Consider the following 26,845-nt stretch of genomic DNA (forward strand, 5'->3'; position numbering starts at 1 on the left):
GGGTAGTGCGGATTCGGGTCAGAAGGTGGCGATCCAGTTGCGCAGCAGCTGGATGCCCGCCTCGCCGGACTTCTCGGGGTGGAACTGCGTAGCCGTCAGCGGTCCGTTCTCGGCCGCCGCGACGAATCGCTCGCCGTGCTCGGCCCAGGTGACGAGGGGCTTGGTGGCCTCTCCCCGCCCCTCGAGCGTCCACTCGGTCGCGGCGTAGCTGTGCACGAAGTAGAAGCGCTCGTGCTCGATGCCTGCGAACAGCCTCGATCCCTCGGGGGCATCGACCGTGTTCCAACCCATGTGCGGTAGCACGGGAGCCCGCAGCTCGCGCACGGTGCCCGGCCACTGGCCGAGGCCGTCGGTCTCGACGCCGCGCTCGACGCCGCGCTCGAACATGACCTGCTCGCCCACGCAGATGCCCAGCACCGCACGGCCGCCCGCAAGGCGTCGGTCGATCAGCTCGTCGCCGCGCACCTCGCGCAGCTGGCTGATCACCGCGTCGAACGCGCCGACGCCCGGCACGAGCAGACCGTCGGCATTCATCACCGCAGCGGGATCCCTCGTCAGCTCGACGTCGGCACCCGCACGCGCGAGGGCCTTCACCACGGAGTGGACGTTGCCGGACCCGTAATCGAGAACGGCGACGCGCTTCCGACCGGTCCCTGAGCCTGTCGAAGGGCCGGCCCCGGTAGCGCTTTCCGCGGTCACAGAGCGCCCTTCGTGGAGGGGATGCCGGTCTCGAACGGGTCGAGGGCCTTCGCCTGACGGAACGCGCGCGCGAAGGCCTTGAACTCCGCCTCGGCGATGTGGTGCGGATCGCGGCCTTCGACGAGGCGCAGGTGCACCGTGAGACGCGCGTTCAGCACGAGCGCCTCGAAGAAATGACGCACCATCGACCCCGTGAAGTGGCCGCCGATCAGGTGGAACTCGTAGCCAGCAGGCTCGCCGGAGTGCACGAGGTAGGGACGGCCCGAGATGTCGACGACAGCCTGAGCGAGCGCCTCGTCGAGCGGCACGAGCGCATCGCCGTAGCGGGTGATGCCGCGCTTGTCTCCGAGCGCCTCGAGGATCGCCTGACCGAGCAGGATGCCCGTGTCCTCCACCGTGTGGTGCACGTCGATGTGGGTGTCGCCCTTCGCACGCACCGTCAGATCGGTGAGCGAGTGCTTCGCGAACGCGGTCAGCATGTGGTCGAAGAACGGCACGCCGGTGTCGATGTCGGAGGCGCCCGAGCCGTCGAGGTCGAGACTGAGGACGATCTGCGACTCGCTCGTCGAACGCTCGATCGAGACGGTGCGTGAGGCTGAGGTCATGGGCTCCAGTCTAGTCGGCCTAGTCGGCCTCACGGATGGCGACGCCGCAGCCGCACGATCCCCCAGGCTCCGGCGACGGCCGCGATCGCGATCAGCACGATCCAATCGGGCACCGTAGACGAGGCGCTCATCACCGCGGCCTCGAGCCGGGCCTGCTGCGTGGCGCCGAGCACGCCGCCGAGCGCCGAGGTGCCGTCGGTCACGAGCAGCAGCACCCCGATTCCAGCGGTGAGCAGACCGCCCACGACGTTCGTCCAGGCGTTGCGCCATCTCCCGATCACCAACTCGCGCGGCCGCACCAGGCGCCGCACCACCGGGAGCCGGTTCCAGAGCAGGGCGAGCAGCAGAAGCGGCAGCGTCATGCCCAGCGCGAAGACCAGCAGCACGAGCCCGCCGAAGAGCGGATCTCCGCCGAACGCCGCGAAGGCGAGCGCCGCGCCCAGCAGGGGCCCGGCGCACACGCCCGAAAGCCCGTACACGGAGCCGAGCGCGAATACCGACGCGGCGGATGCGCCGCTCGGACCCCGCCCGCGCATCGCGGCGGGCGGACGCACGCCCGCGGCGACCGCGAGACCCAGCACGATCACGAGGATCGCGGCGGCGGTCACGAGCTCGAAGCGATAGCGGTTGACCCACGCTCCGACGGTGCCCGCGAGCAGGCCGAGCGGCACGAGTGCGGTCGCGAGACCGAGGAAGAACACGCCGGTGCGCGAGAGCAGTTCGCGCGGGCTCGTGAAGGCGTACGCGAAGAAGGCTGGGAGCAGCATCACCGAGCAGGGGCTCAGCAGCGTGAGCACGCCGCCGAGAAGAGCGCCGAGCAGGCTGAGGTTCATCGGAAGCCCGGTGCTCAGGAGGCCGAGGCGACGGCCTCGTCGAGCAGCTGCCGGAAGGCCTCGATCGGCTGCGCCCCGCTCATCGCCTGCCCGTCGACGGCGAAGAACGGCACGCCGGTGACGCCGAGGCTCTGCGCCGTGTCGGTGCTCGCCTGCACCGCCGCTCGCAGCTGCTCACTGCTCATGTCGCGCTCGAAGCGCTCGAGGTCTTTCACACCGGCGCGCTCGGCCAGCGCCACGAGCTCGTCCACCGGCAGCTCGGGGTGCCCGCTCTCGGGCGCGACCGCGAAGACCGCCTGCACGAACTCGACGTAGCGCCCCTGCTCGCCCGCGGCCCGCGCCGCCGCAGCGGCCCGCAGCGATTCCTCCCCGAAGAACGCGGCGTCGTGCATCTCGATCCGCACCTTGCCGGTCTTCACGTACTCCTCCATGAGGATCGGGAACGTCTCCCGGCTGTACACGGCGCAGTACGGGCAGCGCATGTCCACCCACTCGCTCAGCACCACGGGAGCGTCGACGTCTCCGACAGCCATGGGGTCGCCCTCGATCCTGCGCTCGAGCGAGTTCGCGGCGGGAGCCGCATCGGATCCCTCGCCGCTGTCGCTCTCGGAGACCGAGGATCCCTGCCCCGCTCGCCCGGCGGCATCTCCCGAGACCCCTGTGCTCCACTGCACACCGGTGACGACGAGCAGCGCCGCCGCCGCGATGGCGAGCACCACCGTGACGGAGCGGAGCCGACGATAGCGTCGTTCGAGTTCCGGGCGCGGCAGGGCTTCGATCGGGCGGCTCATGCGATCCACGCTATCCGAGCACCGCGGGCCGGGCCGAATCAGGGGCCCGATCTTCACCCGTCGTTCGAACCGGTCAGGCCCCCAGAGCCGCTATGGCGTCGATGAGCGCCGTGGTCTCGGGCTCGGTGCCCACCGTCAAGCGCAGGTGGCCCTCGATTCCGAGATTGCGGATGAGGATGCCCTGGGCTCGGAGCGTCTCGAAGGCTCCCGTCGGATCGGCGAAACCGCCGACGAGCAGGAAGTTCGCGCCCGAGGGGTGCACCTCGTAGCCGAGCTCGGTGAGCGCCGTCGCGAGACGGTCGCGCTGCTCGCGGATGTCCGCAACGGTCGCCAGCATCTCACCGGAGTGCCGGATCGCGGCCGTGGCGGCCGCCTGCGTCAGCGCCGAGAGGTGGTAGGGCAGCCGCACCAGGCGGAGAGCGTCGATGACCGCGGGATCGGCCGCGAGGTATCCGAGACGCACGCCGGCGAAGGCGAAGGCCTTGCTCATGGTGCGGGAGACGAGCAGCCGGTGCCGGCCCGGCAGCAGGGCGACGCTGCTCTCGCGCTCGGCGTCGAACTCCTGATAGGCCTCGTCGACGATGAGGATGCCATCGAAGGCATCGTAGGCCGCGAGCACGACGTCGCGGTCGAGGGGCGTGCCCGTCGGATTGTTCGGGCCGCAGAGGATCGCGATGTCGGGGCGGTGCTCGCGCAGCGCCGCGACCGTGAACTCCGGGGTCAGCGCGTAGCCCTCCGGCCGGGGCACGTCGATCCAACCCGTATCGGTGCCGGATGCGAGCAGCGGGTACATGGAGTAGGTGGGCGAGAAGCTCAGCAGGGTGCGGCCCGGGCCGCCGAAGGCCTGGAGGATCTGCTGCAGCACCTCGTTGGAGCCGTTCGCGGCCCAGAGCTGCTCGGCGGTGAGCCCGTGGCCGAGATACCCCGCCAGGGCGGTGCGGAGCTCCACGAACTCCCGGTCGGGATAGCGGTTGACGCCGCGCACGGCCTCGGCGAGGGACGCGACGATGTCCTCGATGACCGGGTCGGGGATCGGATGCGTGTTCTCGTTGACGTTCAGGCTGATCGGCACCGCGTCCTGCGGGGCGCCGTAGGGCTCCTGGCCCACGAGGTTGTCGCGGAGGGGAAGATCGCTCAAGCTGGTCACCGCACCAGTCTAGAACCTCGACGCGCGGCGAATCGCGTCAGCGCAGGGCCCTTCGAGGCCGTCTTCGATCAGATCGCGCACCGATGAGCCAAGACGCGCAGAACACGGATATTGCTCACCACTGCCTTTCCAAATGCACCTAGGCTGAGTATCGGCTGTGCATTCCTGGTCGACCAGGGATCCGCCTTCGGCGTTCGGGGAACAGCGCCGGAATCACCGACCGTGCCTCGTCACGGCCGACCGGGGGAACACTTCACACATGAGAACACATCGACTCCTCGCGCTCGGCACCGCCGCCGCGCTCGCTCTGGGAGGCATCGCGATCGCGTCGCCCGCATTCGCCGTCGAACCCCAGCCGCAGGACCGGGAGATGCAGCCACTCGCAGCCGAGACACGGCTCAGCATCACCACCCCGGGCGACTCGGGGTACTACACCGGTGGGCTCGGCCGGCTGGGAGGCACGGCTGTGCCCGGAGCTCAGCTGAACATCAGCGCGGCCACGGACAATCGCTCGACCCTCGACATCATTGCCGTCGGCCCCTCCGGCGACTGGTCCGTGACGATGCAGCCTCCGCTCATGACCGGCAACGTGCGCGTCGAGGTGTCCCAGTATGAGGACGGGGGCAGTCGGCTGACCGACACCCAGCAGGTGGACTACACCTTCTTCGCCCCGGTGAACATCACCTCGATTCCGCCGAGCGGGGTATTCGGCCCCGACGAAGCGGTGACGAGGATCTCGGGCACGGTCGACCCCGCCCTCGCATCCCGCAGCGACTACCGGATCACGCCGATCCTGAACGGCGCTTCGTTCGACTACACGATGGACGACTCGGGCAACTGGTCCGTCACCTTCCCGGAACCCCTGCAGCCCGGCAACTACAGCCTGGTCGTGCAGCAGGCCGTCACCGACCCGGCGGTCCACTCCTCGCTCAGCCCGGCTTCGGCCACGTTCACGGTGGCGGCCGCCCCCGGCCCCGTCTACGCCGAGGTCACCATCGACGGATTCTCGGACGATCTCGAGATCCGCACCGGCCCGGTCGCGAAGCTGGACGGCACCGGCGAACCCGGCGCATGGATCGAGGGAAGCTACGCCCGGGCCGAGGACCCCTTCGGCCCGAGCCCCGAGTTTCACGATTTCACGGCGCAGGTGTCGGAGGACGGCACCTGGTCGTATGCCTTCCCCGAAACGATCCGCCGCGGAATCTTCACCGCCGCGGTGCATCAGTACGTCGAGGATGAGACGTGGAACAGCAGCTCCTTCGTGCTCGCTCTCCTGGCGGATCCCTCGCAGATCACTTCGATCGCTCCGGGGCAGGTGTTCACCGCGGCGAACGCGCCCAACAGCATCGCCGGAACCGTCGACCCGTTCCTGCCGAACGCGTTCTTCAGCGAGGGCCCGGGCGAACCGGAGGGTCCGGTCAATCTCCTGGCGCAGACCGCCGACGCCCTCGCCGGCTCTCTCGAGCAGGGCGGCGATCCGGCTGAGGCCGCGGAGTCCGCCGGCGAACTCCTCGCCGATGCCGGGCCGACGGCGACCCCGACCGCTTCCTCCTCGTTCGTCCCGACGCTGACCTCGAGTACCGGCGCCTCCTACCCGGTGGAGGTCGACGAGAACGGCGATTGGTCCGCCGACCTCGGCGGGCGCCTGCCTGTCGGCGAGTACACGATGACGTTCACGCCGGTGTTCGCCGACGATTCCATCCAGGAGATCAACCACCTGGACACGGTGAGCGTCAGCTTCTCCGTCGTCGCGGGCGGCGGCTCCAAGAGCGTCGACCCCGGAACCGGCAAGACCGGAATCACAACGCTTCCGAGCACCGGCGGCGCCAGCCTCCTCCCCTACGCGCTCGGAGCGGCCGGGCTCCTGCTCATCGGCGGCGCGGCCCTGTTCGTCGCGCGGCGCCGGAACTCCGAGTAGCGCAGCGCCGAGCAAGGCGTCTCGAAGGGCGGTGGGGATCCTTGATCCCTACCGCCCTCGCTCATCATCGGTCAGTGGCCCTCCGCTGAACGCAGCCTCCGCAGCCGACGGCGGGTCGATCAGCCGACCGGGCAGCTGCGATATCAGTCGAGACCGAGCTCTTCCGCGGAGACCACCGCGTCACTGTCGGAATAGCGCAGCGGCACGGCGATCGGCTGCCCCGCCTGCACGCCCGATCCCTCGAGCTGGTTGAGCTGCACGATCTCGGCCACGAGGTCGCGCGGATCCATCGAGGGGTCGAGTTCGGTGGCCACCGACCACAGCGAAGTGCCGGGTTGCGCGACGACGTAGTGGAACTCCCCGCCGCCCTCGGCCGTGTTCGAGGCCTGGGCCTGCGGAGCGGCGATCGCCGCGATGAAGGCGAGGACGGCCGCCACGAGCACCGTCGCGAGAGCGCCGAGCACGGCTCGACCGCGCCGGGTCAGGCGGAGCTTCGGCGAACCCACCGTGATTGCTGCACTCATAATCGGTTTCCCTTCCTCAAGGCGACGCCGAGGCGAACACCTGTTTCGAATATACCTTCGATTCTCGAAACCATCAAGCATTCATCGAACATCCGTTCCGATGTTTTTCGCGACACTCGAACATACGTTTGTCGATGTTCGAGCGCTGCGGCTAGGGTTTCGAGCAACGGGATCACTGAAACAGCAACCACTGACATTCATGGTTCCGGCGCATGTCGCGAGGCCCGCTCGTGCGCATCACGACGGAAGGACAGCGATGAGCCCCACCGACGCGTCTCGCCCCGAGAAGCCGCTGAGCGAGAAGCAGCAGGCGATCCTCGAGTTCATCTGCCGCTCGGTCGAGAGCCGTGGATATCCGCCGAGCATGCGCGAGATCGGCGACGCCGTCGGCCTCTCCTCGCTGTCGAGCGTGACCCACCAGCTGAGCCGCCTCGAGCTCGCAGGCTACATCCGTCGCGATCCCAACAGGCCGCGCGCGCTCGAGATCCTCATCGAACTCGCCCAGACCAGCGCCGCCGTCGCCGACGCTCCGGAGCAGCAGGTCGAGGAGGCGGCGTACGTGCCGCTGGTCGGCCAGATCGCGGCGGGCGTGCCGATCACGGCCGACCAGCAGGTCGAGGAGATCGTGCCGCTCCCCCGCGCGCTCGTCGGCGACGGCCAGCTCTTCATGCTGAAGGTCGTGGGCGACTCGATGATCGACGCCGCCATCTGCGACGGCGACTTCGTCGTCGTGCGCCAGCAGCGCGAGGCCGAGAACGGCGACATCGTCGCCGCCATGCTCGACGGCGAAGCCACCGTGAAGGTCTTCCGCCGCCGCGACGGGCACACCTGGCTGCTCCCCCGCAACAGCGCGTTCGAGCCCATCCTGGGCGACCACGCCGAGGTGCTCGGCAAAGTCGTGGCGGTATTCCGCTCCGTGTAGATCCAAGGTTCACCCCGGCCTCCGAAGCGGCTCCCTCCGGAGTTCACGGGTGAACCCCTGCCCGCTCTCAGGACGAAACCCTCCCGCACCTCAGCGCGGATCCCCTCCGGGTTCCCCCATCGCACACCGCGCGGGAGACCCTCCCGAAGAACGCGTTTCCGCATCCGCATTGATTTGTTGAATCGAGTTCAACTAATCTGGGGGCCATGCTCGCCACCACCGCCCAGCCCGCTCGTACCTCCCCTCCCGTCACCCCTATCCCCACCCGCAGCGCCGGGCTCTCCGGGTCGCCCGTGCCCTACGAACTGGGGATGGAACTCCAGACCGCGGCCGCGGAACGCGTGCGCAACGGCGAGGACCGCGGCACTCTCCTGCTCCTCGAGCACGAGCCCGTCTACACGGCGGGTCGCAGATCCCTCCCCGAGGAGTATCCGCGGGACGGCACGCGCGTCATCCCCGTCGACCGCGGCGGCAAGGTCACCTGGCACGGGCCCGGCCAGCTCGTCGCCTATCCCGTGATCCGGCTGCGCGAGCGCTACCGGGTCGTCGAGCTCGTGCGCGTGCTCGAGGGTGCGCTCATCGAGGTCGCACGGGAGTTCGGGGTCGAGGGGTTCCGCGTCGAGGGTCGCAGCGGCGTGTGGGTCGACGAGGCCGAGCGCGGAGCCGATCCCTCGCCCGCGAAGATCGCGCAGATCGGTCTGCACACGAGCGACGGCATCGTCACCCACGGCATCGCGCTCAACTGCTCCAACAGCCTCGAACCGTTCGGCCGCTTCATCCCCTGCGGCATCTCGGATGCGGGCGTGACGACGCTCAGCCGCGTACGCGGGGCCGAGGTGACGCCCCGCGAGGTCGCGCCGGTGCTCGAAGCCGCGTTCGTCTCCGTCTTCGAGGAGGTCGCCGAGTGAGCGCCAGGAACATCGGCACCCCGCTCTCCGAGGTGCTCGAGCAGCAGAGGGGCGAGGGATCCGGCCGCACGGCACCGCCCGCAGAGGAGACGCGCACGGCGCCGGGCACCGCGGCGTCCGGATGCGCCGCACCGGCGTCGTGCGCCGCACCATCGCCGGGCGCTGCGGCAGCACCCGAGGGCCGCCGCCTGCTCCGCATCGAGGCGCGCAACGCCGAGACGCCGATCGAACGCAAGCCCGCCTGGATCAAGACCCGCGCCCGCCTCGGGCCCGAATACCGGGACGTGCACTCGCTCGTGCAGCGCGAGGGACTGCACACCGTCTGTCAGGAGGCCGGCTGCCCCAACATCTTCGAGTGCTGGGAGGATCGCGAGGCGACCTTCCTGATCGGCGGCTCCATCTGCACCCGGCGCTGCGACTTCTGCATGATCACCTCGGGCAAGCCGCTGCCGCTCGACACCGACGAGCCGCGCCGCGTGGCGGAGTCGGTGCGCACCATGGGACTGCGCTACGCGACCATCACGGGCGTCACCCGCGATGACCTCCCCGACACGGGCGCCTGGCTCTACGCCGAGACGATCCGCCAGATCCACGCGCTGAACCCGGGCTCGGGCGTCGAGTGCCTCGCCGACGACCTGGGCGGACGTCCCGAAGACCTCGCGCAGGTGTTCGAGGCCGCGCCCGAGGTGTTCGCGCACAACCTCGAGACCGTGCCCCGCATCTTCAGGCGCATCCGGCCGGGATTCCGCTACGAGCGCTCGCTCGGCGTGATCTCTCAGGCGCGCGACGCCGGCATGATCACGAAGTCGAACCTCATCCTCGGCATGGGCGAGGAGCGGCGGGAGATCTCGGACACCATGCGCGAGCTGCGCGACGCGGGGTGCGACATCCTCACGCTCACGCAGTATCTCAGGCCCTCGAAGCTGCACCACCCGATCGACCGCTGGGTCCGCCCGGAGGAGTTCGTCGAGCTGAAGGCGGAGGCCGAGGCGCTGGGGTTCGCGGGCGTGCTCGCGGGCCCGCTCGTGCGCTCGTCGTATCGCGCCGGGCGGCTGTGGGCGCAGACGATGGCGAAGCAGGGCCGCCCCGTGCCCGAGCAGCTGCGGAACCTCGCCGAGAGCGCCGGAGCCGACGACGCGTTCCTCCAGGCGGTCTGAGCGGCGTCGTCGGCTGCGCGGCGGAGCCGGATCCCTCGCCGACCGACGAGGAGGCGCGGAAACCGCTCCCCTACACGGCGACCGGGTCGGGGGTGAGCAGCTGCAGCTCGCGCAGCACCGAGAGCACCTGCTCGTGACGGTTGAAGGTGTAGAGGTGAATCGAGGGCGCGCCGCCGTCGAGCAGTTCGCGTGCGAGTCCGACCACGTGCTCCACCCCGAGCTCGGGCGCGAAACCGCCCGACTCGTCCATCTCGCGCACCAGTTCGGCCGGCGCCGGCCGGCCTGCGAGCGATGCGACCTTGCGCAGCTGCGCGCTCGTCGACGCCGGCATGAGACCCGGGACTACCGGGATCGTCAGGCCGGCGGCTCGCGCGTCTGCGACGAAGGAGAGGTACTCCTCCGCCCGGAAGAAGAGCTGCGTGACCGCGAAGTGGGCGCCGGCCTCCTGCTTGGCGATGAGCCAGTCGATGTCCTCCGCACGCGAGCGCGAGAGGGGGTGGCCGTTCGGGTAGGCGGCGACGGCCGTGCGGCCGACGCTCGTGAACGGCGGACGCTCGGCGCGCGCCTCGGTGATCAGGCGCACGAGTTCGAGCGAGGAGAGGGATTCCGCCACGACAGCGTCGTCCTCGGAGAGCCCGCGCGGAGGGTCGCCGCGCAGCGCGAGGAAGTCGTGCACACCGGCGTCCATGATGCCGTGGATCGCGGCGCGCACGGCGTCGCGCGTCTCTCCCACGGTCGTGAGGTGCGCGAGCGGCAGTGCGTCCGTGTGGTCGCGGAGGTATTGCACGAGGTCGAGCGAGGCGTCGCGGTTCGAGCCGTTGGCGCCGTAGGTCACCGAGATGAAGTCGGGCCCGGCGGCTGAGAGGTGCTGCGCCGCGTGCCCGAGCGCGAGCGCGGCTGCGCCCGTGCGCGCTGGGAACACCTCGAACGAGAAGCGGGCGCGTGTGGGGGCGCTGCCCGTCAGCAGCAGTGCGTTCACGCGACCGTCTCCCTCGGCACCGCGACGCCGGTCGCGCCGTAGCCCGCGTACGAGAGCGGCACCGCGGGGGCCCCGCCCCCGAGCTCATCGCTCGCGAGCGCCGTGCCCCGCACGCGCGCCGCGATCTTGGCGAACGCGACGTCGCGTGCGAAGTCGGGCGAGCCGTGCCGCGGCTTCTCGTCGATCAGGTACGGGGAGAACCCGCAGTCGTCGGTGGACCCCAGCAGCTCGGCGGGGATGAAGCGGGCCGCCCTCACGAGCTGGTCCCTGATCTCCTCCGCGGTCTCGAGCTTGGGGCTCGTCGGCTGCGTGACCCCGAGCAGCACGCGCGGCGCGTCGCCCCGGCTCCGGGAGAGGTGCCGCAGCTGCCGCCCGACCAGGCGCGCGACGCGGTCGGGATCCCTCTCGCTCGCCGCCTGCACCAGGAAGTAGCCCGCCTCGATCTGGAACAGCTCGGGGATCAGCTCGGCGTAGTCGACGTCGGCACTGTGCGCCGAGTCGTTGTCGTTGCCCGGGCAGGTGTGCACGCCCACCGCGGCCCGCTCGGCCTCGGTGAGCCGTGCGAGCACGCGGTTGATGAGCTCGATGAATCCCCCGAGCGCTTCGGGGCCCGCCCACGGGGCGCGCAGGTCGCGACGCAGGGCGAGACGGCCCTCGGTGAAGTCGATGGTCACGCGCGCGGCGCCCGCGGCGAAGCAGCGGCGGATGTCCTCGGCGCAGCCGGCGATCACGTCGTCCAGGAACTCGACGCGCGTGTAGTCGCCGAGCCCCGCCTCTGGCACCATGAGCGAGAGCATCGACGGCGAGATCACCGCCTGCTTCAGCGGCAGATCGGTGAGGGATCGGGCCGCCGCCACGTCCTCCGCCGCCCACGCCCGGAACTCGAACGGGCCGCGGGCGAGGCTCGGGATCACGCGGTGATGACCGTCCGCGAACACCGCGAACACCGGCCCCGGCTCCGCGATGCCGTCGGAGGAGGTGCCGAGCGGGTAGCTCGCGAAGCTCTGCCTGCGCTGCTCGCCGTCGGTGACGATGGGCGAGCCGGTCTCGGCGAAGCGCGCGAGCGTGTCGCGCACCGCGAGTTCCTGCTCGGCCCGCAGCTCCTTGTGGGATGCGAGTCCGGTCGAGGCGTCGAGCACGACGCGCTGCAGCCTCGTCGGCCTCGGCAGGGAGCCGACGGGCTCGGTGGGGAGCCCGCCGGCCGGCCAGGCCGCCGCGGTCGCCGTCACCGGCCCGAGGTCGCGAGCGCCGACTCGCGCACCGTCCGCGCCGCCCGCACAAGGTTCGTGAGGCTCGCCACGGTCTCCTCGTAGCCGCGGGTCTTGAGCCCGCAGTCGGGGTTCACCCACAGCTGCTCGCCCGGGATGCGCGAGGCCGCGATGCGGATGAGCTCGGCCTGCTCCTCGACGCTCGGCACACGAGGCGAGTGGATGTCGTACACGCCGGGGCCGATCCCTCGCGAATATCCGTGCTCCCCGAGCGGCTCGACGACGTCCATGCGGCTGCGCGCCGCCTCGATCGAGGTGACGTCGGCGTCGAGGCCGTCGACCGCGTCGATGATCTCGCCGAACTCCGAATAGCAGAGGTGCGTGTGGATCTGGACCTCCGGGGAGGCACCGCCCGTGGCGAGGCGGAAGGCCCCGACCGACCAGTCGAGGTAGGCCGCCTGGCGATCCGCGTCGAGCGGCAGCAGCTCGCGCAGCGCGGGCTCGTCGACCTGCACGATCCTGATGCCCGCGTCGACGAGGTCGTCGATCTCGTCGCGCAGCGCGAGCGCGACCTGCGCCGCGGTGTCGGCGAGCGGCTGGTCGTCGCGCACGAACGACCAGGCGAGGATCGTGACGGGACCGGTGAGCATGCCCTTCACGATGCGGTCGGTGAGCGACTGCGCATAGGCCGACCACTCGACGGTGATGGGCGCGGGCCGCGAGACGTCGCCCCACAGGATCGACGGGCGGGTGGCGCGGGTGCCGTACGACTGCACCCAGCCGTGCTCGGTCACGGCGAAGCCGTCGAGGTGCTCCGCGAAGTACTGCACCATGTCGTTGCGCTCGGCCTCGCCGTGCACCAGGATGTCGAGGCCGATCTCCTCCTGCAGCCGGATCACGCGCTCGATCTCCTCGCGCAGGAACCCGTCGTAGGCCTGCCGGTCGATCTCCCCGCGGGTGAATGCCGCGCGGGCCCTGCGAATCTCGCCGGTTTGCGGGAAGGAGCCGATGGTCGTGGTGGCGAGTTGCGGGATGCCGAGCGATCGCTGAGCCTCGCGCCGCTCCCCCTCGGAGACGCGGGAGCGATCGGCGCCGCCTACGGCCGCCGTCCTGGCGCGGATCGCGTCGACGCGCACGCCGGGAGCGGCAGCGCGGTCGGCGAGCACGCGCTCGGAGGCAGCGAGTTCGTCCTCGATGGCGGCTGCGCCCTCAGCGAGACCGCGCGCGAGCACCACCGCCTGCTCGACCTTCTGATCGGCGAAGGCGAGCCACGACTTCAAGCGCGCGTCGAGCTTCGACTCGTCGGCCACGTCGTGCGGCACGTGCTGCAGGTTGTTCGAGGTGCCGACCACCGCGGCGATGCCGGCCCGCTGCAGCTCCTCGACCCGCGCGAACGCGGTCCGAAGATCGGTGCGCCAGATGTTGCGGCCGTCGACGACGCCCGCGACGAGCTGGGTGCCCTCGAAGGCGCGGGCGAGCGAGCCGTCCGCGAGGGATCCCTCGGGGAGTGCTCCGCGCACCAGGTCGGCCTGCACCGCCTCGGCGGGCAGCGCGCCGAGGCGCGCGAGCACCCTCGAGGAGTCGCCGTAGGGTGCGGTGAGCAGGATGGCGGGCCGCTCGGCGGCGGAGCCGAGCTCGCGGTAGGCGCGCTCGACGAGCGCGAGGGTCTCGTCGCGGGTGGTCGGCAGCGAGTCGGAGATGAGCGCGGGCTCGTCCAGCTGCACCCAGGCGGCGCCGGCTGCGGCGAGCGCGCTCAGCAGCTCGGCGTAGACCGCAACGACCTCGTCGAGTCGATCGATCGGCTTGAAACCCCCGCCGGCCTCGTCGGACGCCTTGGCGAGCAGCAGGTAGGTGACGGGACCCACGAGCACGGGGCGCGAGTCGACGCCCTGCGCCCGCGCCTCGGCGACCTGCTCGACCAGGGCGGCCGCGTTCGCGGCGAACGGCGTGCGCTCGTCGATCTCGGGAACGCTGTAGTGGTAGTTCGTGTCGAACCACTTCGTCATCTCGAGCGGCTGGTGGTTCTCATCTCCTCGGGCGAGCGCGAAGTAGACGTCGAGGTCGCTCGCGCCCTCGCGCGCGGCGACATCGGCGAAGCGGTGAGGGATCGCGCCGAGCGCGAGCGTCGCGTCGAGCACCTGGTCGTAGAAGCTGAAGCTCTCGGGCACCGCTCCCCCGAGCGCCGGCAGGCCGAGCTCGACGAGACGGGCCCGGGTCGCGGTGCGCAGCTCGGCCGCGGTGGCTCGCAGCTCGGCCTCGCTCGTCGCGCCCTTCCAATAGGACTCGACCGCGCGCTTCAGTTCGCGACGGCGGCCGATCCGGGGATAGCCGAGGATCGTGGCGTTGGGCAGGGGCGTCGTTGCGGCGGTCATGCGTGTCCTTCGACTCGGAGTGCGTGCGGGGCGAGCCCGGCGCGGTGCCGGGCTCCCCACAACGTAACCGGATCCCTCCCGGACACGCCCCTATGTTGCGCCGTATGAATGACGAAGTGTGACGTCCCGACCCGTCGGCCGGCGGGCACGCGCCTCTCGCCGACCGGCGAGCGAAGCCGCGCCGCGCTCCTTAGGCGACGAAGGGTTCCAGCTTCGCGAGCATCTCGGCCGTCACATAGGCCCGCACCCGGGTGCCCTCCTCGACGTACTCCGTGTCGAGCACGCGATTGCGCTCGTGCATCTCGGCGACGAGCTCGCCCCGATCGTACGGGATCACCGCCGTGACCTCGCGGTCGGGAACGGGCAGCGCGGCGTCGATGCGCCGCTTCAGCTCCTCGACGCCCTCGCCGGTGCGTGCGGAGACGAAGACCGCGTCGGGCACGAGACCGTGCAGCACGAGACGCTGCGACTCGTCGATGAGATCCGACTTGTTGAAGGCGACGAGTTCGGGAATGCCCTGCGCGTCCACCTCCGCGATCACGTCGCGCACCGTGCTCAGCTGCGCCTCGGGGTCGGGGTGGGAACCGTCCACGACGTGGAGGATCACATCGGCCTCACCGACTTCCTCGAACGTCGACCGGAACGCCTCGACCAGCTGGTGCGGCAGGTTGCGCACGAAGCCGACCGTATCGGCGTAGGTGAAGCTGCGTCCGTCGTCGGTCTCGGCGTGGCGCACGGCCGTGTCGAGCGTGGCGAAGAGCTGGTTCTGCACGAGCTCCTGCGTGCCCGTCAGCCGGTTGAGCAGACTCGACTTGCCCGCGTTCGTGTATCCGGCGATCGCGACCGACGGCACCTCGCCGCGCTTGCGGTTGGCGCGCTTCGCCTCGCGCGCGGGCGCGAAGCCCGCGATCTGCTTGCGCAGCTTCGCCATGCGCGTGTGGATCTTGCGGCGATCCAGCTCCATCTTCGTCTCGCCGGGGCCGCGCGAGCCCATGCCGGCCCCGCCCGAACCGACCTGACCGCCGGCCTGACGCGACATCGACTCGCCCCAGCCGCGCAGGCGGGGCAGCAGGTATTCGAGCTGCGCGAGCTCGACCTGCGCCTTGCCCTCGCGGCTCTTCGCATGCTGGCTGAAGATGTCGAGGATCACCGCGGTGCGGTCGATCACCTTCACCTTCACGACGTCCTCGAGGGCGCGCCGCTGGCTCGGGGCGAGCTCGGTGTCGGCGATCACGGTGTCGGCGCCGACGGCGGCGACGAGCTCGGCGAGCTCCTGCGCCTTGCCCTTGCCGAGGTAGGTCGCGGGGTCGGGGTTGGCGCGCCGCTGCAGCAGTCCGTCGAGCACGCGTGCGCCCGCGGTCTCGGCGAGGGCCGCGAGCTCGCGCAGCGAGTTCTCCGCCTCCTCCAGCCCCTGCTGGCCCGAGCCCGAGTACACGCCGACGAGCACCACGTTCTCTAGCCGCAGCTGGCGGTACTCGACCTCGGTGACGTCTTCGAGCTCGGTCGAGAGACCGACGACGCGCTTGAGGGATGCGCGGTCCTCGCGCTCCATGCGGATGGCTTCGAGGTCTTCCGCGAGCCGGTCATGGGCCTCGTCGCCGAGCGCCTGCGCGCCGCCGGTGAGGTTGCTGACGCGGCCGTCATCGGGGTCGCGCAGCACGGTAGCCGAGCCGGAGCCGGCCGCACGGGCAAGCAGCCGCTCGAGCGGGTCGGCACCCGTCGCGGTCGTCTCTTCCGACTCGGCGTCGAGTTCGGGGGTGCGGTCGGCCTCGGAGCCGCCCCGCATGTCTGCATCGTCTGAGAAGCGTTGTGTCATCTGGCCTCCAGTGTACGTCGGGCGCGGCGCCAGGGCATCCGTGTTCGCCCACAGCGCTCGGGCGAGCGCTGCCGTCGGTTGGATCCCTCGCTCCCGCGATTCCTCCGGTGCGCACCCGTGCGGTGACTCGTGCGGTGGAGCGGGTCGATCCCTCGCTCGGATCTGGTAGCTCATTCGGACGCAGACGGCCGATCCGATCCGAATGAGCTGCCGGATCCGAATGAGCTGCCGGATTCGAGCCCGAGGGGACTCGCGCTGATGAGGGCTCGCGGCGGTGGGCGCGGGTGGAAGGAATCCGCGGAACCGTCTTCATGCTCGCGGCTGGAATACTGGACTGCGTGAACCAGCACTACTTCTCCGAGTCGCCCGAGGGCGAGTTCAGGCCGCGGGAGATCGAGACCCTCCTCGCGGGATCGCCGAGATCGGTGCTTACGGCAGGCGGCGTGTTCAGCCCCGACGGCCTCGATCGAGGAACCGCGGTGCTGCTGCGCGAGCTGCCGGATCCCTCGCAGCTCGAAGACGCGGGGCCCGAGGGGCCGATCCTCGACATCGGCTGCGGCTGGGGGCCGATCGCGCTCGCCGCGGCGCTCGAGCACCCCGGCCGAGAGGTGTGGGCGGTCGACGTCAACGAGCGCTCCCGCGAGCTCACCGCGCGCAACGCCGCGCGGCTGGAGCTCGGGAACGTGCGCGTGGCCGCACCCGAGGAGGTGCCGCCCGGCCTCGCGTTCGCCGAGATCCGTTCGAACCCACCGATTCGAGTGGGCAAGGAGGTGCTGCACGGGATCCTGCGGGAGTGGCTGCCCCGGCTCCTGCCCGGCGGCGCGGCCTACCTCGTCGTCGCCAAGCACCTCGGGGCCGACTCGCTGCAGCGCTGGATCGCCGCCGAGTTCCCCGAACTCGAGGTGTCGCGCGCTGCCCGCGACAAGGGCTTTCACGTCATCGAGGCGCGGGCGCCGCGAGCCTAGGGCACGATGGAGGCGAGCCGGATTCCAGTACCCCGCGTCGTGATGATGTGCGGGCCGGCCGGTGCAGGCAAGACCACCTACGCCAAGCGCCTGGAACGCGAGGGATGGACGCGCCTGTCGTTCGAGGTGGAGTTCTGGGAGCGGGGAATCACGGGGCTGCCCTCCCCCGACGCGTTCGCCGAGGTGGCGGCGGACCTGCGGGCGCGCCTGCTGCGCGGGGTCGCCGAGGGGAACGATGTCGTCCTCGACTTCGGGTTCTGGTTCCGGCGGCAACGCGACGACTTCCGCGCCCTGCTCGCGCCCCGAGGGATCGTGCCCGAGACCGTCTACCTCGCGACGAGTCTCGAGACGATCGTGAGCCGGGTCGGTGAGCGGCACGGCAGGTGGGCCGACGACTGGCCGCTCACCGAGCAGACGGCGACCGAGTACTTCGAGAGGTTCGAGCCGCCCACGCCCGACGAGGGGCCGCTCGAAGTGATCCGCGAGCCCTACGGCAGCTCGATCTCCCCGCGGTAGACGAGCTCGGCCGGCCCCGAGAGCGAGACGTGCTCGCCCTCCTCGGTCGGGAACATGCGGACGGCCAGGCGACCGCCCGGCACGTCGACCCGCCAGTGGTTCGGCATGCCCTCGCCGCCCCAGTGCCGGAAGGCGAGCGCCGCCGCCGCCGTGCCGGTGCCGCAGGAGAGCGTCTCGCCGACGCCGCGCTCGTGCACCCGCATGCGGATGCGCGCGACGCCGTCTTTCACGAGCGGCTCCTCGGGCACGACGAACTCGACGTTGGCCCCCTCCGCAGGGATCGGATCGAGCGCGGGCGCGCTGTGCAGGTCGAGGCCGTCGAGCTCGCCGACGTGGGCGAGGGCGGCGACGATGTGCGGGTTGCCGAGGTCGATACCGAGACCCGGCCGCGCGACGTCGAGACCGTGCGCGGCGACGAGGCGCTCGGGTGCGAGGCGCCACCTGCCGAGATCGACCGTGTAGCCCGACGCGCCGGCCAGCACGTCCTTCACCCCGGCCCGCGTGCCGATGGGCAGAGTGTCGCGGCGCTCGGGAGAGACGAGCCCCTCGGTGATCAGGTAGTGGGCGTAGACGCGCACGCCGTTGCCGCACATCTCGGCGGGGGTGCCGTCGGCGTTCCAGTAGTCCATGAACCACTCGGCCTCGGGCTCCTCCGCGAGGATCGCCTCGCCCTCGGGAATGGCGCGCGAGCGGACCGCGCGGATCACTCCATCTGCGCCGACGCCGAAGCGGCGGTCGCAGAGGAAGCGGATCTGCTCGGGGCTCAGACTCAGCTCGCCCTCGGGGTCGGTGAAGAGCACGAAGTCGTTGCCCGTGCCGTGGCCCTTGGTGAATGCGAGCGAGGTCATCACTCCAGTGTACTGACCGGTCGCGGGACGATTGTGTCCGGCCTACCAGCCCTGTAGCATCTATATCTGTCTAGCAGGTTGACAGATAATCCGAGTTCGAAGGAGAACCATGGCGCGCAGCGACACGGCCGGCCTCCTCGGAGCACGAGACTGCTTCCTCTCCGCTCAGCGCTCGCCCGGATCCCTCAGCCGCTCTGTTCCGGCCCCGCGCATCCACGCCCCGTCCCTCCCCTTCCGAGGGCGCCCCTCCCAATCCACCGATCCGAAGGGAAACCAGACATGCCCGACCCCCAGCAGGTAGCGAAGAACCACTGGTACCGCAACGACGACATCCCGGGAGTTCCCGGGCCGGACCGCGAGATTCAGGGATACGGCGAGAAACCGCCGGTCATCCGCTGGGAGGGCGGAGCGAAGGTCGCCATCAACATCGTCATCAACTACGAGGAGGGATCGGAACTGACGTTCGCCATGGGCGACGGCCGCAACGACGGCATGTACGAACTCCCCTTCGACGTCGATGACCAGCGTGACCTCGCCAAGGAGTCGATGTACGAGTACGGTTCCCGCGCCGGCATCTGGCGTCTCTTCCGCACCTTCGACCGCTACGACATCCCGATCACGGTCTTCGGCGCGGCCGTCGCGCTCGAGCGCAACCCGCGAGTCGCAGAGAAGATCCGTGAGCGCGGTGACGAGCTCGTCGGCCACGGCTACCGCTGGATCGATCACTACGAGTACTCGCGCGAAGAGGAGCGCGAGCTCATCGCCCTCGCGATGGAGTCGTTCGACCGCATGGGCCTCACCCCTCGTGGGTGGTACTGCCGCGAGATGTCGGTGAACACCCGTGAACTGCTCGTGCAGGACGGCCGTTTCCTCTACGACTCCGACTACTACGGCGACGACCTGCCCTATTGGACCTTCGTCGAGGGCGAGTCCCACCTGGTGGTCCCCTACTCGCTCGCCGTCAACGACTGCCGCTACATCATGGGAACGGGCTTCGGCTCCCCCACCGACTTCGTCGACGTGGCCAAGCGAACCGTTCTGCAGCTGCTCGACGACGGAGACGAATGCGGCCGCATGATGTCGATCGGTCTCCACCCCCGCATCACCGGCAACCCGGCCCGAGCCCACGGCTTGGCCGAGTTCATCGCCTGGGCCCAGCAGCAGGAGGGCGTCGCCTTCATGCGCCGGATCGATATCGCCGAGCAGTTCATCGAGCAGGTCCCGCGACCCGCGTCTCCGGCGGAGCGGCCGAACAGCTGAGCGGGATGGACGGCGACCCATGCAGCATGAGGAACTGATCCGCCGCGACGCGGCCGCGGTGGCAGGCGTCGAGAAGCTCCGCTTCTACCCGGCCACGATGCGTTCGGGCTCCGGCGCGAAGCTCACCGATCTCGACGGTCGCGAGTACATCGATCTCACGGCGACGTGGACGGCGGCCGGCCTCGGATACGGGCACCCCCGGGTCGCCGAGGCCGTTCGGCAGGCGCTCGGCGGCCAACCGGGATCCGGACTGTCGATCATGCACGAGAACGCCGTGCTGCTGGCCGAGCGGCTGCTCGAACTGGTCCCGGGAAGCGGCGACCGGCGCGTCTACATCGGGCACGCCGGCTCGGACGCCTGCGACGTCGCCCTGCGATGCGCCCGCCAGGCGACCGGGAAGCCGCGCGTCGTCGCGTTCCAGCACTCCTACCACGGCGGCTTCGGCCTGGCGCAATCGGTCTCGGGAGTGCTCGTGGAGGGCGGGGCCGAGCCCGATCCCGGAGCGGTCTTCGTACCCTACCCGAACCCGTTCCGCCCTCACGCCGGAACAGTCGAGGCCTCGGTGGACGACTCGCTGCGCCTGGTCGAGGAGGCGCTCGCCTGCGGCGACGTCGCGATCGTCGCCGTCGAACCGATCCTGTCGGATGGCGGGTTCGTCGTTCCGCCGGAGGGCTTCCTGTCGCGCCTGGCGGATCTGGTGCAGAGCACCGGCACGCTGCTCATGGTCGACGAGGTGAAGATGGGGCTTGCCCGCCCGGGACTCATGCACGCCTACGACCACGAGGGAGTCACTCCCGACATCGTGTGCTTCGGCAAGTCGCTCGGAGGGGGGCTGCCGATCGGCGCTGCCGTGGGACCGGCCTGGGTGCTCGACGCACCGCCTGCCTCGGCCCTGCTGACGATGGCGGGCAACTCGGTGTGCTCCGCAGCGGCGCTCGCCGTGCTCGACGAACTCGTCGAGCACGGCTATGCAGCGCGGGCCGCGCGACTGGGCGAACACTTCATGGGCCGACTGCGCGAACTGCAGTCCGGCGGCGGTTCGCAGGACGGGCGCAGCGCGCGCTACATCGGCGACGTGCGCGGGCACGGGCTCTGCATCGGGCTGGAACTCGTGAAGGATCGCGCGTCGAACGGCATCGCCCCCGAGTTCACCAGGAAGGTCGTCTACCGGATGTGGCAGCTCGGCGTCACGGTGTTCTCCGTCGGGGCGAACGTGCTCGAGATCACACCGCCGCTCGTCATCGAGGAGGAGGAGATCGATCGCGCCGTCACGGTGATCGATCAGGCGATCTGCGATGTCGCCGACGGCCTCGTCTCCGATGAGGAGGTCGCGCCGTACTCCGGCTGGTGACTCCTGCACCGAGCGCAGCGAGCCCCTGCCCCGGATCGTTCCGGGGCAGGGGCTCGCCGCTGAGAGAGAGGGATCAGCGCATCCCGGCGTCGACCGATTCGATCAGCTGCTGCTCCGGACGAGCCGCCATCAGCTTCGAGAGCAAGATGTGCACCGCGAAGGTGATGATGAGCGCACCGAGGCCAGCGGGGAAATCGCCCGGAAGCGGCACCCAGTACTGGAAGACGATGCCGAGCACGGCACCGACCAGGAACGAGACGATGCCCGGCCAGCGCACCTTCGGCAGCTCGTCGACGTTCGCCGTGGTGTACTCCCGACGACGCACGACGAAGAAGTCTGCGAGGATCGGACCGGCCAGGGGCACGAACGCCGCACCGAGCACGGTGATGAAGTCGGCGAAGAAGAACGAGTAGAACCCGAACGCGCCGAGAACACTGCCGATGGCGCCCACGATGATGACGATCTTCGTGCGCGAGACCTTCGCCCCCATCGCGTTGATGGCGGGGCCGATGTACAGGGCGTTGCAGTAGAGCTCGGACATGTTGGTGGTCCAGAGCGCGACCACCCAGAGAATCACGCCGAGGATCGCGAAGACGATGCCCTTGGTGACCATCCATGAGATGAAGTTCGCATCGCCGGTGGCGATGGAGCCCGTGTAACCGACGATGTTGAGCAGGGGGTTCGTCAGGATGAAGCAGGCGCCCGCGCCGATGAAGACATGGGCCGCGGTCTTCGCGAAGCGGAAGATATCCACGCCCATGATCACGCCGGCGATCCAGGCACCGATGATCAGCGTCACGCCCGTCCCGATCGAGGTTCCCGACCTCGTGGCCCCCTCCGCGAGGACGTTGCCGAAGCCGCCGAACTCCGAGGTCATCATGATGGCCGCGATGATGGCGACGATCAGCACGAACGGAGCCGCCGGGGCGGAGATCCGCTCCAGCGCGACGATGCCCTTCCACGCCGACCAGGTGAAGATCGCACCCCAGATCAGGGAGAAGATCACGAACTCGAGGCTGAGTCCGTTGAAGATGGTGATGCCCGTGAAGCTGCCGAACGCAGCGTTGAAGATGTCGCCGACCATGCCCACGATCGATGCGAACCAGCCGAGCGTCAGCAGGCCCATGATGATCATGGGGAGGATCATTCCCCTGGTGCCGTAGGAGAAGCGTGAGATGAGCGACAGGTTGAGGCCGGTCTTCATCGCCGCGAACCCGAGGGCGAAAGTGAGGAGCAGCAGCACGCCCTGGCCGATCACCACGGTGAGCATCGCGTCGCCGAAAGGCATGCCGCCGCCATCGGCGCTGCCTGCCAGCTGACCGCCGACGATGAGCCCGGTCGGAACATACCCGAAGCCCACCCAGATGACGAACTGCGACCACCACGAGCGGCGCGCCTTCTGCGGCACCCGCTCGAGCATGTACTCCTCATTGGTCTCGTCGACCGCCGGTCTCTCGTGCGGACCGACCTCAGTTGTCGCGCTCATGCGCTCTTCCTCTCCGTTGTGGAACGTGGACGCGGGGAAGCACAGGGCCCGCGCAGGGACGGCCCGGCGCGAGGCGTCTGCCCGCTTCGCGAACCAGGCTATGTCATTTCGACCGAACCTGTCTAGCAGGTTTACAAGTTGGTAACATGACTCGACCGCACGTGCTCACCCGAGACGACCGAGAGAGAACCCACGATGACTCCAGCTGAAGACACGATCCGAGCCGAGACGCGAGCACCGTTCGTGCTGTACACGGGCGGCACGTTCGGCATGCGCGACCTCGGCGGAGGCCTCGAGGTCGAGCCGAATCTCGAGGATGCTCTCGCCGCGCTCATCCCCCCGACGGCGAGTGCCGCCGAGTGGCGCTACCTGCAATTGGAGCGCATCATCGACAGCGCCGATGCCGATCTCGCGCACGCGCTTTCGGTGGCCTCGCTCATCCGCGCGCACGCCGATCAGACGACCGGGATGGTCGTCGTGCACGGCACGGACACACTCGCCTACACGGCCGCGGTCGCCGCCTTCGCCCTCATCGATCTTCCTTTCCCGATCGTCTTCACGGGAGCCCAGAGGTCGGTGAACGAGGTCGGCTCAGACGCACCGGGCAACTTCGCCGCCGCCTGCCGAGAGGCGCAGACGCGCACCCCGGGGGTGCGTCTCGCCTTCGGGGGCTCAGTGATCCCGGCCGTGCGGGCGATCAAACGATCGAGCGATGCCGATGAGGCGTTCGCTGCGCTCCGCCCGCTCACCCCGGGGGCTCGGGGGGCCAGGGCGCTCCGACTCCACGGCGCCGATCTCGACCGGCTGGCGCGGATCGGTCGCTCCGTTCCCGGAGCACCGCAACGCGCCACCCCCTCCGTCGGCCTTCTGCGGGTCTTTCCCGGCTTCGCTCCCGAACTCATCGAGGCCGCCGCCCGTCTCTATCCCGACGGCCTCGTCCTGGAGTGCTACGGAGCAGGAACCGCACCCATGAGCACACCCGGTCTCTACGACGCGGTCTCCGATGCGTGCCGGCGAGGGATCCCAGTGGTCGCGCTCACTCAGTGCCATACCGGGGAGGTGAGACTCGAACGCTACGCCCTGGGAGCCGCGCTTCAGCGCGCCGGCGCCTGGAGCGGTTCAGACCTCACCGCGGACGCAGCACTCGCCAAGCTCGGCGTGCTCGCCGCGCTCGGGCTCGAGGGATCTGCCCGGCGCAGGATCTTCGAGACGAACCTCGTCGGAGAGCAGCTACCGACGAGAGGAGAGAGCAGTCGCGGGCCGGCGACCGATGTCGCGGCCCTCGCTCACTCCCCCTCGATCAGCGGGCGGACGACGGCTTCGACGTAATCGAGGTGCGCCTGCATCGCGCGCGAGGCCCGATCCGGATCCTCCGCGAGAATCGCCTCGGCGATCTCGCGATGCTCGACGTTCGACGGCTCTCGCCGGTGCGCGACGAGGTTGATGATCTCCGACTGCTGCGAGAGGGCCTCGCGGGTGTCGGCCACGACGGAGGAGAACACCGCGTTCCCCGATGCGGCGGCGATCCGGGCGTGGAACAGCGAGTCGAGGCGCACCCAGGCCTGCGCCTGGAACTCGTGCTCCATGCTCACGCAGATATCGAGCAGTTCCGCGGCCTGCTCCTCGCTGCGGCGAGCGGCCGCGAGCCCGGCGGCAGGGACCTCGATCGCGGGCCGGGCCTCCATGAGATCCCGAGTGGTGTAGTTGCCGAACCTCTGCGGAGGGCGGAGCGTGTCGGAGACGACGTAGGTGCCGCTCCCGCTGCGGGTGCGCGTCAGCCCCAGTGCCTGGGCCGACCGCAGCGCCTCGCGCACCACGGGCCGGCTGACGCCGTAGTGCTCGGCGAGGGAGGTCTCGGAGGGCAGCCGGGAACCCACGCCGAGGGATCCCTCGCGGATGCCCTCCTGAATGTCGGCGAGAATCGCCTCGGCGGCGTTGACACGAGGCAGGGCCCGCCGCACCGCGAACCAGTCTTGCCGAGCGACCATCCCTCTACTATGCCACCAAACACCGCACCGGAGGGCGCGACGATCCTTCAGCCCGCCGTCGACTCCTCCGGCGCGGAGAGCTCGGGCCCGTCGAACCACCGGGCGCCCGGGTAGCGCTTGAACCAGCTGACCTGACGCCGCGCGTAGCGCCGCGTGAGCGCCTGGGTCTCGGCGATCGCCTCCGCCTCGGTCATGCGCCCCTCGAGCTGCGCGAGTGCCTGCGCGTAGCCGATGGCGCGGCTCGCGGTCCTGCCCTGCGCCAGGCCGCGAGGGATCAGCTCCCGCACCTCGTCGAGCAGCCCGTCCGCCCACATGCGCTCGACCCTCCTGTCGAGGCGTTCGACGAGGGCGGAGCGCGCGCAGCGCACGCCGAGGATGCTCGTGTCGGCTCGCCACAGGGTCGGCTCCTGCGGCAGCACGACCTGCGGGTCGCCTCCGAGCAGCAGCACCTCGAGGGCGCGCACCACGCGGCGAGGGTTCCGGGCGTCGACGGCGTCCGCAGTCTTCGGAGCGAGGGATCGCAGGCGTTCGAGCAGAGGCTCCACGCCGCGCCGCTCGAGCTCAGCCTCGAGTTCGGCGCGCAGCGCATCGTCTCGGGGCGGGAACCGGAAGTCGAAGAGCACGCTGGACACGTACAGACCCGAGCCCCCCACCAGGATGACGTCGGATCCGCCTGCGGTGAGCTGATCGATCATCGAGCGCGCGAGTGCCTGGTACCAGGCGACGGCGCCCTCCTCGCCCGGTTCGAGCACGTCGAAGAGGTGGTGAGGGATCCCGCGCCGCTCATCCGGGGCCAGCTTGGCGGTGCCGATGTCCATGCCCCGGTAGAGCTGCATGGCATCGGCGTTCACGATCTCGACGCGCCGGCCCGCGGCGACGAGCTCTTCGGCGAGGTCGAGGGACAACGCCGACTTCCCGGTGCCCGTCGCACCGACGATCGCCCAGAGCCGCGCGTCGGCGGAACTCGCCTGCGTGTGCCGGTCCACGTCAGCCGTCGGCGCTGGTGCGCACGGTCGGCATGCCGAGCCCGACGGCGCGGGGGGCGGTGGACGCGGGCGACGCGGGCACGCCGCAGCTCTCCGCCTGCCTGCGATCCCACGCGTCGCCTGCGCGGGTGCGCCTCACGGTGTAGGCCGCGGCGTCGTCGGCGATGAGGAAGTGCGGGGCGGCCCCCGTCACGCGAACCGTGACGACGTCGCCGGGCCGGGGCGACTCGGCGGAATCGGGCACCGTGAAGTGCACGAGCCGGTTGTCCTCGGCTCGGCCGGAGAGACGCAGGGTGGCGGCGTCCTTCTTACCCTCCCCCACGGAGACCAGCACCTCGACTTCCCGGCCGATCTGCGCGTGGTTCTCCTCGAGCGAGATGCGCTCCTGCAGCTCGATGAGGCGGTCGTAGCGACGCTGCACGATCTCCTTGGGCAGTTGGCCGTCCATCTCCGCGGCGGGTGTGCCTGGACGGATGGAGTACTGGAAGGTGAACGCGCTCGAGAAGCGGGACTGCTCGACCACCCGCAGGGTGTCCTCGAAGTCCTCCTCGGTCTCGCCGGGGAAGCCGACGATGATGTCGGTAGTGATGGCCGCGTCGGGAATCTGCTCGCGCACACGGTCGAGGATGCCGAGGAAGCGCTTCGAACGGTAGGAGCGCCGCATGGCCTTGAGCACGGTGTCGGAGCCCGATTGCAGCGGCATGTGCAGCGAGGGCATGACGTTCGGCGTCTCGGCCATGGCGGCGATGACGTCGTCGGTGAAGGCCGCGGGGTGCGGGCTCGTGAAGCGCACGCGTTCGAGACCCTCGATCTCGCCCATCGCGCGCAGCAGCTTGCCGAAGGCCTGACGGTCGCCGAACTCGACGCCGTAGGTGTTGACATTCTGTCCGAGCAGGGTGACTTCGACGGCGCCGTCGTCGACGAGCGCCTGCACCTCGGCGAGGATGTCGCCCGGTCTGCGGTCCTTCTCCTTGCCGCGCAGCGAGGGGACGATGCAGAAGGTGCAGGTGTTGTTGCAGCCCACCGAGATCGAGACCCAGCCGCTCGACGCGGAGTCGCGCTTGGTGGGAAGCGTCGAAGGGAAGACTTCGAGCGCTTCGAGGATCTCGACCTGCGCTTCGGCGTTGTGGCGCGCGCGCTCGAGGAGCGTGGGCAGCGAGCCCATGTTATGCGTGCCGAAGACCACGTCGACCCAGGGGGCCTTCTCGATGATCTCGCCCTGGTCCTTCTGCGCCAGGCAGCCGCCGACCGCGATCTGCATGCCCTCGCGCTCCCGCTTCACGCCCGCGAGTCGACCGAGGTTGCCGTAGAGCTTGTTCGCGGCGTTCTCGCGCACCGCACAGGTGTTGATCACGATCACATCGGCGTCTTCGGCGTTCTCGGCAGCGACATAGCCTGCGGCCTCGAGGGATCCCGACATGCGCTCGGAGTCGTGCACGTTCATCTGACACCCGAGGGTGCGCACGGCGTAGCTGCGGGGGCTGCCGTTCGGCCCGAAGGCGGCGGGGGAAGGAGCGATCGCGATGGGGTCTGCGGTTGCGGCACTCATGGCGGCAATTCTACCGG

Annotated in this window: 24 protein-coding genes; 9 read left to right on the forward strand and 15 right to left on the reverse strand. The window is 70.2% G+C overall.

Features of this window, described 5'->3' with window-relative positions; all coding sequences use genetic code 11:
* Nucleotides 1-18: 18 nt before the first annotated feature.
* The 5 genes from hisH to J4H91_RS00700 form a co-directional block, all read right to left on the reverse strand.
* Nucleotides 19-699, reverse strand: a complete 681-nt coding sequence (gene hisH, locus J4H91_RS00680) for an imidazole glycerol phosphate synthase subunit HisH (RefSeq protein ID WP_208044321.1) — start codon at nucleotides 697-699, stop codon at nucleotides 19-21.
* On the reverse strand, nucleotides 696-1,304 hold the full coding sequence (gene hisB, locus J4H91_RS00685; RefSeq protein WP_208044322.1) for an imidazoleglycerol-phosphate dehydratase HisB: 609 nt from the start codon (nucleotides 1,302-1,304) through the stop codon (nucleotides 696-698). The genes hisH and hisB overlap by 4 nt, the downstream gene beginning before the upstream one ends.
* 29 nt (nucleotides 1,305-1,333) lie before the next feature.
* The gene (locus tag J4H91_RS00690) at nucleotides 1,334-2,137 is read right to left on the reverse strand and encodes a cytochrome c biogenesis CcdA family protein (RefSeq protein ID WP_208044323.1); all 804 of its coding nucleotides are present in this window, start codon (nucleotides 2,135-2,137) and stop codon (nucleotides 1,334-1,336) included.
* Between the two features lie 14 nt (nucleotides 2,138-2,151).
* Nucleotides 2,152-2,928: a DsbA family protein gene (locus J4H91_RS00695; RefSeq protein WP_208044324.1), complete on the reverse strand. Its 777-nt coding sequence runs from the start codon at nucleotides 2,926-2,928 to the stop codon at nucleotides 2,152-2,154.
* Between the two features lie 73 nt (nucleotides 2,929-3,001).
* Nucleotides 3,002-4,075 carry a histidinol-phosphate transaminase gene (locus tag J4H91_RS00700; RefSeq protein WP_208044325.1) on the reverse strand — a complete coding sequence of 358 codons (1,074 nt, stop codon included), beginning with the start codon at nucleotides 4,073-4,075 and terminating at the stop codon, nucleotides 3,002-3,004.
* Nucleotides 4,076-4,334: 259 nt separating this feature from the next.
* Between J4H91_RS00700 and J4H91_RS00705 the strand changes: the two genes are divergently transcribed.
* A complete protein-coding gene (locus J4H91_RS00705) occupies nucleotides 4,335-5,993 on the forward strand; it encodes an LPXTG cell wall anchor domain-containing protein (RefSeq protein WP_208044326.1) in 1,659 nt (552 codons plus the stop codon).
* 143 nt (nucleotides 5,994-6,136) lie between these two features.
* Here the strand turns inward: J4H91_RS00705 and J4H91_RS00710 are convergent, their stop codons facing one another.
* Nucleotides 6,137-6,517, reverse strand: coding sequence for a hypothetical protein (locus J4H91_RS00710; protein ID WP_208044327.1), 381 nt, complete (start codon nucleotides 6,515-6,517; stop codon nucleotides 6,137-6,139).
* A 256-nt stretch (nucleotides 6,518-6,773) separates the two neighbouring features.
* On the opposite strand from J4H91_RS00710, the gene lexA reads away from it, so the two are divergent.
* From lexA to lipA, 3 genes are all read left to right on the forward strand, one after another.
* Nucleotides 6,774-7,439 carry a transcriptional repressor LexA gene (gene lexA, locus J4H91_RS00715; RefSeq protein WP_208044328.1) on the forward strand — a complete coding sequence of 222 codons (666 nt, stop codon included), beginning with the start codon at nucleotides 6,774-6,776 and terminating at the stop codon, nucleotides 7,437-7,439.
* A 206-nt stretch (nucleotides 7,440-7,645) separates the two neighbouring features.
* Nucleotides 7,646-8,347 (forward strand): lipoyl(octanoyl) transferase LipB, encoded by a 702-nt coding sequence (lipB, locus tag J4H91_RS00720; RefSeq protein ID WP_208044329.1) that lies wholly within the window; start codon nucleotides 7,646-7,648, stop codon nucleotides 8,345-8,347.
* 188 nt (nucleotides 8,348-8,535) lie between these two features.
* The gene (lipA, locus tag J4H91_RS00725) at nucleotides 8,536-9,504 is read left to right on the forward strand and encodes a lipoyl synthase (RefSeq protein ID WP_208044575.1); all 969 of its coding nucleotides are present in this window, start codon (nucleotides 8,536-8,538) and stop codon (nucleotides 9,502-9,504) included.
* Between the two features lie 70 nt (nucleotides 9,505-9,574).
* Here lipA and J4H91_RS00730 read toward each other — a convergent pair whose 3' ends face one another.
* From J4H91_RS00730 to hflX, 4 genes are all read right to left on the reverse strand, one after another.
* On the reverse strand, nucleotides 9,575-10,483 hold the full coding sequence (locus J4H91_RS00730; RefSeq protein ID WP_208044330.1) for a methylenetetrahydrofolate reductase: 909 nt from the start codon (nucleotides 10,481-10,483) through the stop codon (nucleotides 9,575-9,577).
* The gene (locus J4H91_RS00735; protein WP_341783372.1) at nucleotides 10,480-11,712 is read right to left on the reverse strand and encodes a uroporphyrinogen decarboxylase/cobalamine-independent methonine synthase family protein; all 1,233 of its coding nucleotides are present in this window, start codon (nucleotides 11,710-11,712) and stop codon (nucleotides 10,480-10,482) included. Before J4H91_RS00735 ends, J4H91_RS00730 begins: the two co-directional genes overlap by 4 nt.
* The gene (gene metE / locus J4H91_RS00740; RefSeq protein WP_208044331.1) at nucleotides 11,709-14,063 is read right to left on the reverse strand and encodes a 5-methyltetrahydropteroyltriglutamate--homocysteine S-methyltransferase; all 2,355 of its coding nucleotides are present in this window, start codon (nucleotides 14,061-14,063) and stop codon (nucleotides 11,709-11,711) included. The genes J4H91_RS00735 and metE overlap by 4 nt, the downstream gene beginning before the upstream one ends.
* Before the next feature lie 190 nt (nucleotides 14,064-14,253).
* The gene (gene hflX / locus J4H91_RS00745) at nucleotides 14,254-15,849 is read right to left on the reverse strand and encodes a GTPase HflX (RefSeq protein ID WP_208044576.1); all 1,596 of its coding nucleotides are present in this window, start codon (nucleotides 15,847-15,849) and stop codon (nucleotides 14,254-14,256) included.
* Nucleotides 15,850-16,217: 368 nt separating this feature from the next.
* Here hflX and J4H91_RS00750 point away from each other — a divergent pair, with 368 nt between their 5' ends.
* Both J4H91_RS00750 and J4H91_RS00755 read left to right on the forward strand, forming a co-directional pair.
* Nucleotides 16,218-16,844 (forward strand): class I SAM-dependent methyltransferase, encoded by a 627-nt coding sequence (locus tag J4H91_RS00750; RefSeq protein WP_341783373.1) that lies wholly within the window; start codon nucleotides 16,218-16,220, stop codon nucleotides 16,842-16,844.
* 6 nt (nucleotides 16,845-16,850) lie between these two features.
* Nucleotides 16,851-17,360 carry a P-loop nucleotide/nucleoside kinase family protein gene (locus J4H91_RS00755; RefSeq protein ID WP_208044333.1) on the forward strand — a complete coding sequence of 170 codons (510 nt, stop codon included), beginning with the start codon at nucleotides 16,851-16,853 and terminating at the stop codon, nucleotides 17,358-17,360.
* On the opposite strand, the gene dapF is transcribed toward J4H91_RS00755, so the two are convergent.
* On the reverse strand, nucleotides 17,333-18,208 hold the full coding sequence (dapF, locus tag J4H91_RS00760; RefSeq protein ID WP_208044334.1) for a diaminopimelate epimerase: 876 nt from the start codon (nucleotides 18,206-18,208) through the stop codon (nucleotides 17,333-17,335). The two genes, J4H91_RS00755 and dapF, sit on opposite strands and share 28 nt — an antisense overlap.
* Before the next feature lie 279 nt (nucleotides 18,209-18,487).
* Between dapF and J4H91_RS00765 the strand changes: the two genes are divergently transcribed.
* Both J4H91_RS00765 and J4H91_RS00770 read left to right on the forward strand, forming a co-directional pair.
* Nucleotides 18,488-19,468: a polysaccharide deacetylase family protein gene (locus tag J4H91_RS00765; protein WP_208044335.1), complete on the forward strand. Its 981-nt coding sequence runs from the start codon at nucleotides 18,488-18,490 to the stop codon at nucleotides 19,466-19,468.
* 19 nt (nucleotides 19,469-19,487) lie between these two features.
* Nucleotides 19,488-20,819 carry an aspartate aminotransferase family protein gene (locus J4H91_RS00770; protein ID WP_208044336.1) on the forward strand — a complete coding sequence of 444 codons (1,332 nt, stop codon included), beginning with the start codon at nucleotides 19,488-19,490 and terminating at the stop codon, nucleotides 20,817-20,819.
* A gap of 73 nt (nucleotides 20,820-20,892) precedes the next feature.
* Here the strand turns inward: J4H91_RS00770 and J4H91_RS00775 are convergent, their stop codons facing one another.
* Entirely contained in the window at nucleotides 20,893-22,305 is a 1,413-nt protein-coding gene (locus J4H91_RS00775; RefSeq protein WP_208044337.1) for a purine-cytosine permease family protein, read from the reverse strand.
* Nucleotides 22,306-22,500: 195 nt separating this feature from the next.
* Between J4H91_RS00775 and J4H91_RS00780 the strand changes: the two genes are divergently transcribed.
* Nucleotides 22,501-23,634 (forward strand): asparaginase, encoded by a 1,134-nt coding sequence (locus J4H91_RS00780; RefSeq protein ID WP_208044338.1) that lies wholly within the window; start codon nucleotides 22,501-22,503, stop codon nucleotides 23,632-23,634.
* On the opposite strand, the gene J4H91_RS00785 is transcribed toward J4H91_RS00780, so the two are convergent.
* The 3 genes from J4H91_RS00785 to miaB are packed head-to-tail and all read right to left on the reverse strand — an operon-like array spanning nucleotide 23,592 to nucleotide 26,828.
* Nucleotides 23,592-24,293, reverse strand: coding sequence for a FadR/GntR family transcriptional regulator (locus tag J4H91_RS00785; protein ID WP_208044339.1), 702 nt, complete (start codon nucleotides 24,291-24,293; stop codon nucleotides 23,592-23,594). The two genes, J4H91_RS00780 and J4H91_RS00785, sit on opposite strands and share 43 nt — an antisense overlap.
* A 47-nt stretch (nucleotides 24,294-24,340) precedes the next feature.
* Nucleotides 24,341-25,279 (reverse strand): tRNA (adenosine(37)-N6)-dimethylallyltransferase MiaA, encoded by a 939-nt coding sequence (gene miaA / locus J4H91_RS00790; protein WP_208044340.1) that lies wholly within the window; start codon nucleotides 25,277-25,279, stop codon nucleotides 24,341-24,343.
* A 1-nt stretch (nucleotide 25,280) separates the two neighbouring features.
* Nucleotides 25,281-26,828 carry a tRNA (N6-isopentenyl adenosine(37)-C2)-methylthiotransferase MiaB gene (gene miaB / locus J4H91_RS00795; protein ID WP_208044341.1) on the reverse strand — a complete coding sequence of 516 codons (1,548 nt, stop codon included), beginning with the start codon at nucleotides 26,826-26,828 and terminating at the stop codon, nucleotides 25,281-25,283.
* Nucleotides 26,829-26,845 lie beyond the last annotated feature (17 nt).

This window comes from Leucobacter ruminantium, from assembly GCF_017565705.1.
Taxonomy (GTDB): Bacteria; Actinomycetota; Actinomycetes; order Actinomycetales; family Microbacteriaceae; genus Leucobacter; species Leucobacter ruminantium.

Excerpts from the sequence above, each read along its gene's own strand:
- hisB (WP_208044322.1), bottom strand. The coding sequence starts at position 1,304 with ATGACCTCAGCCTCACGCACCGTCTCGATCGAGCGTTCGACGAGCGAG.
- J4H91_RS00690 (WP_208044323.1), bottom strand. The coding sequence starts at position 2,137 with ATGAACCTCAGCCTGCTCGGCGCTCTTCTCGGCGGCGTGCTCACGCTG.
- J4H91_RS00695 (WP_208044324.1), bottom strand. The coding sequence starts at position 2,928 with ATGAGCCGCCCGATCGAAGCCCTGCCGCGCCCGGAACTCGAACGACGC.
- J4H91_RS00705 (WP_208044326.1), top strand. The coding sequence starts at position 4,335 with ATGAGAACACATCGACTCCTCGCGCTCGGCACCGCCGCCGCGCTCGCT.
- J4H91_RS00710 (WP_208044327.1), bottom strand. The coding sequence starts at position 6,517 with ATGAGTGCAGCAATCACGGTGGGTTCGCCGAAGCTCCGCCTGACCCGG.
- lexA (WP_208044328.1), top strand. The coding sequence starts at position 6,774 with ATGAGCCCCACCGACGCGTCTCGCCCCGAGAAGCCGCTGAGCGAGAAG.
- lipB (WP_208044329.1), top strand. The coding sequence starts at position 7,646 with ATGCTCGCCACCACCGCCCAGCCCGCTCGTACCTCCCCTCCCGTCACC.
- metE (WP_208044331.1), bottom strand. The coding sequence starts at position 14,063 with ATGACCGCCGCAACGACGCCCCTGCCCAACGCCACGATCCTCGGCTAT.
- hflX (WP_208044576.1), bottom strand. The coding sequence starts at position 15,849 with ATGCGGGGCGGCTCCGAGGCCGACCGCACCCCCGAACTCGACGCCGAG.
- J4H91_RS00755 (WP_208044333.1), top strand. The coding sequence starts at position 16,851 with ATGGAGGCGAGCCGGATTCCAGTACCCCGCGTCGTGATGATGTGCGGG.
- dapF (WP_208044334.1), bottom strand. The coding sequence starts at position 18,208 with ATGACCTCGCTCGCATTCACCAAGGGCCACGGCACGGGCAACGACTTC.
- J4H91_RS00765 (WP_208044335.1), top strand. The coding sequence starts at position 18,488 with ATGCCCGACCCCCAGCAGGTAGCGAAGAACCACTGGTACCGCAACGAC.
- J4H91_RS00770 (WP_208044336.1), top strand. The coding sequence starts at position 19,488 with ATGCAGCATGAGGAACTGATCCGCCGCGACGCGGCCGCGGTGGCAGGC.
- J4H91_RS00775 (WP_208044337.1), bottom strand. The coding sequence starts at position 22,305 with ATGAGCGCGACAACTGAGGTCGGTCCGCACGAGAGACCGGCGGTCGAC.
- J4H91_RS00780 (WP_208044338.1), top strand. The coding sequence starts at position 22,501 with ATGACTCCAGCTGAAGACACGATCCGAGCCGAGACGCGAGCACCGTTC.
- J4H91_RS00785 (WP_208044339.1), bottom strand. The coding sequence starts at position 24,293 with ATGGTCGCTCGGCAAGACTGGTTCGCGGTGCGGCGGGCCCTGCCTCGT.
- miaB (WP_208044341.1), bottom strand. The coding sequence starts at position 26,828 with ATGAGTGCCGCAACCGCAGACCCCATCGCGATCGCTCCTTCCCCCGCC.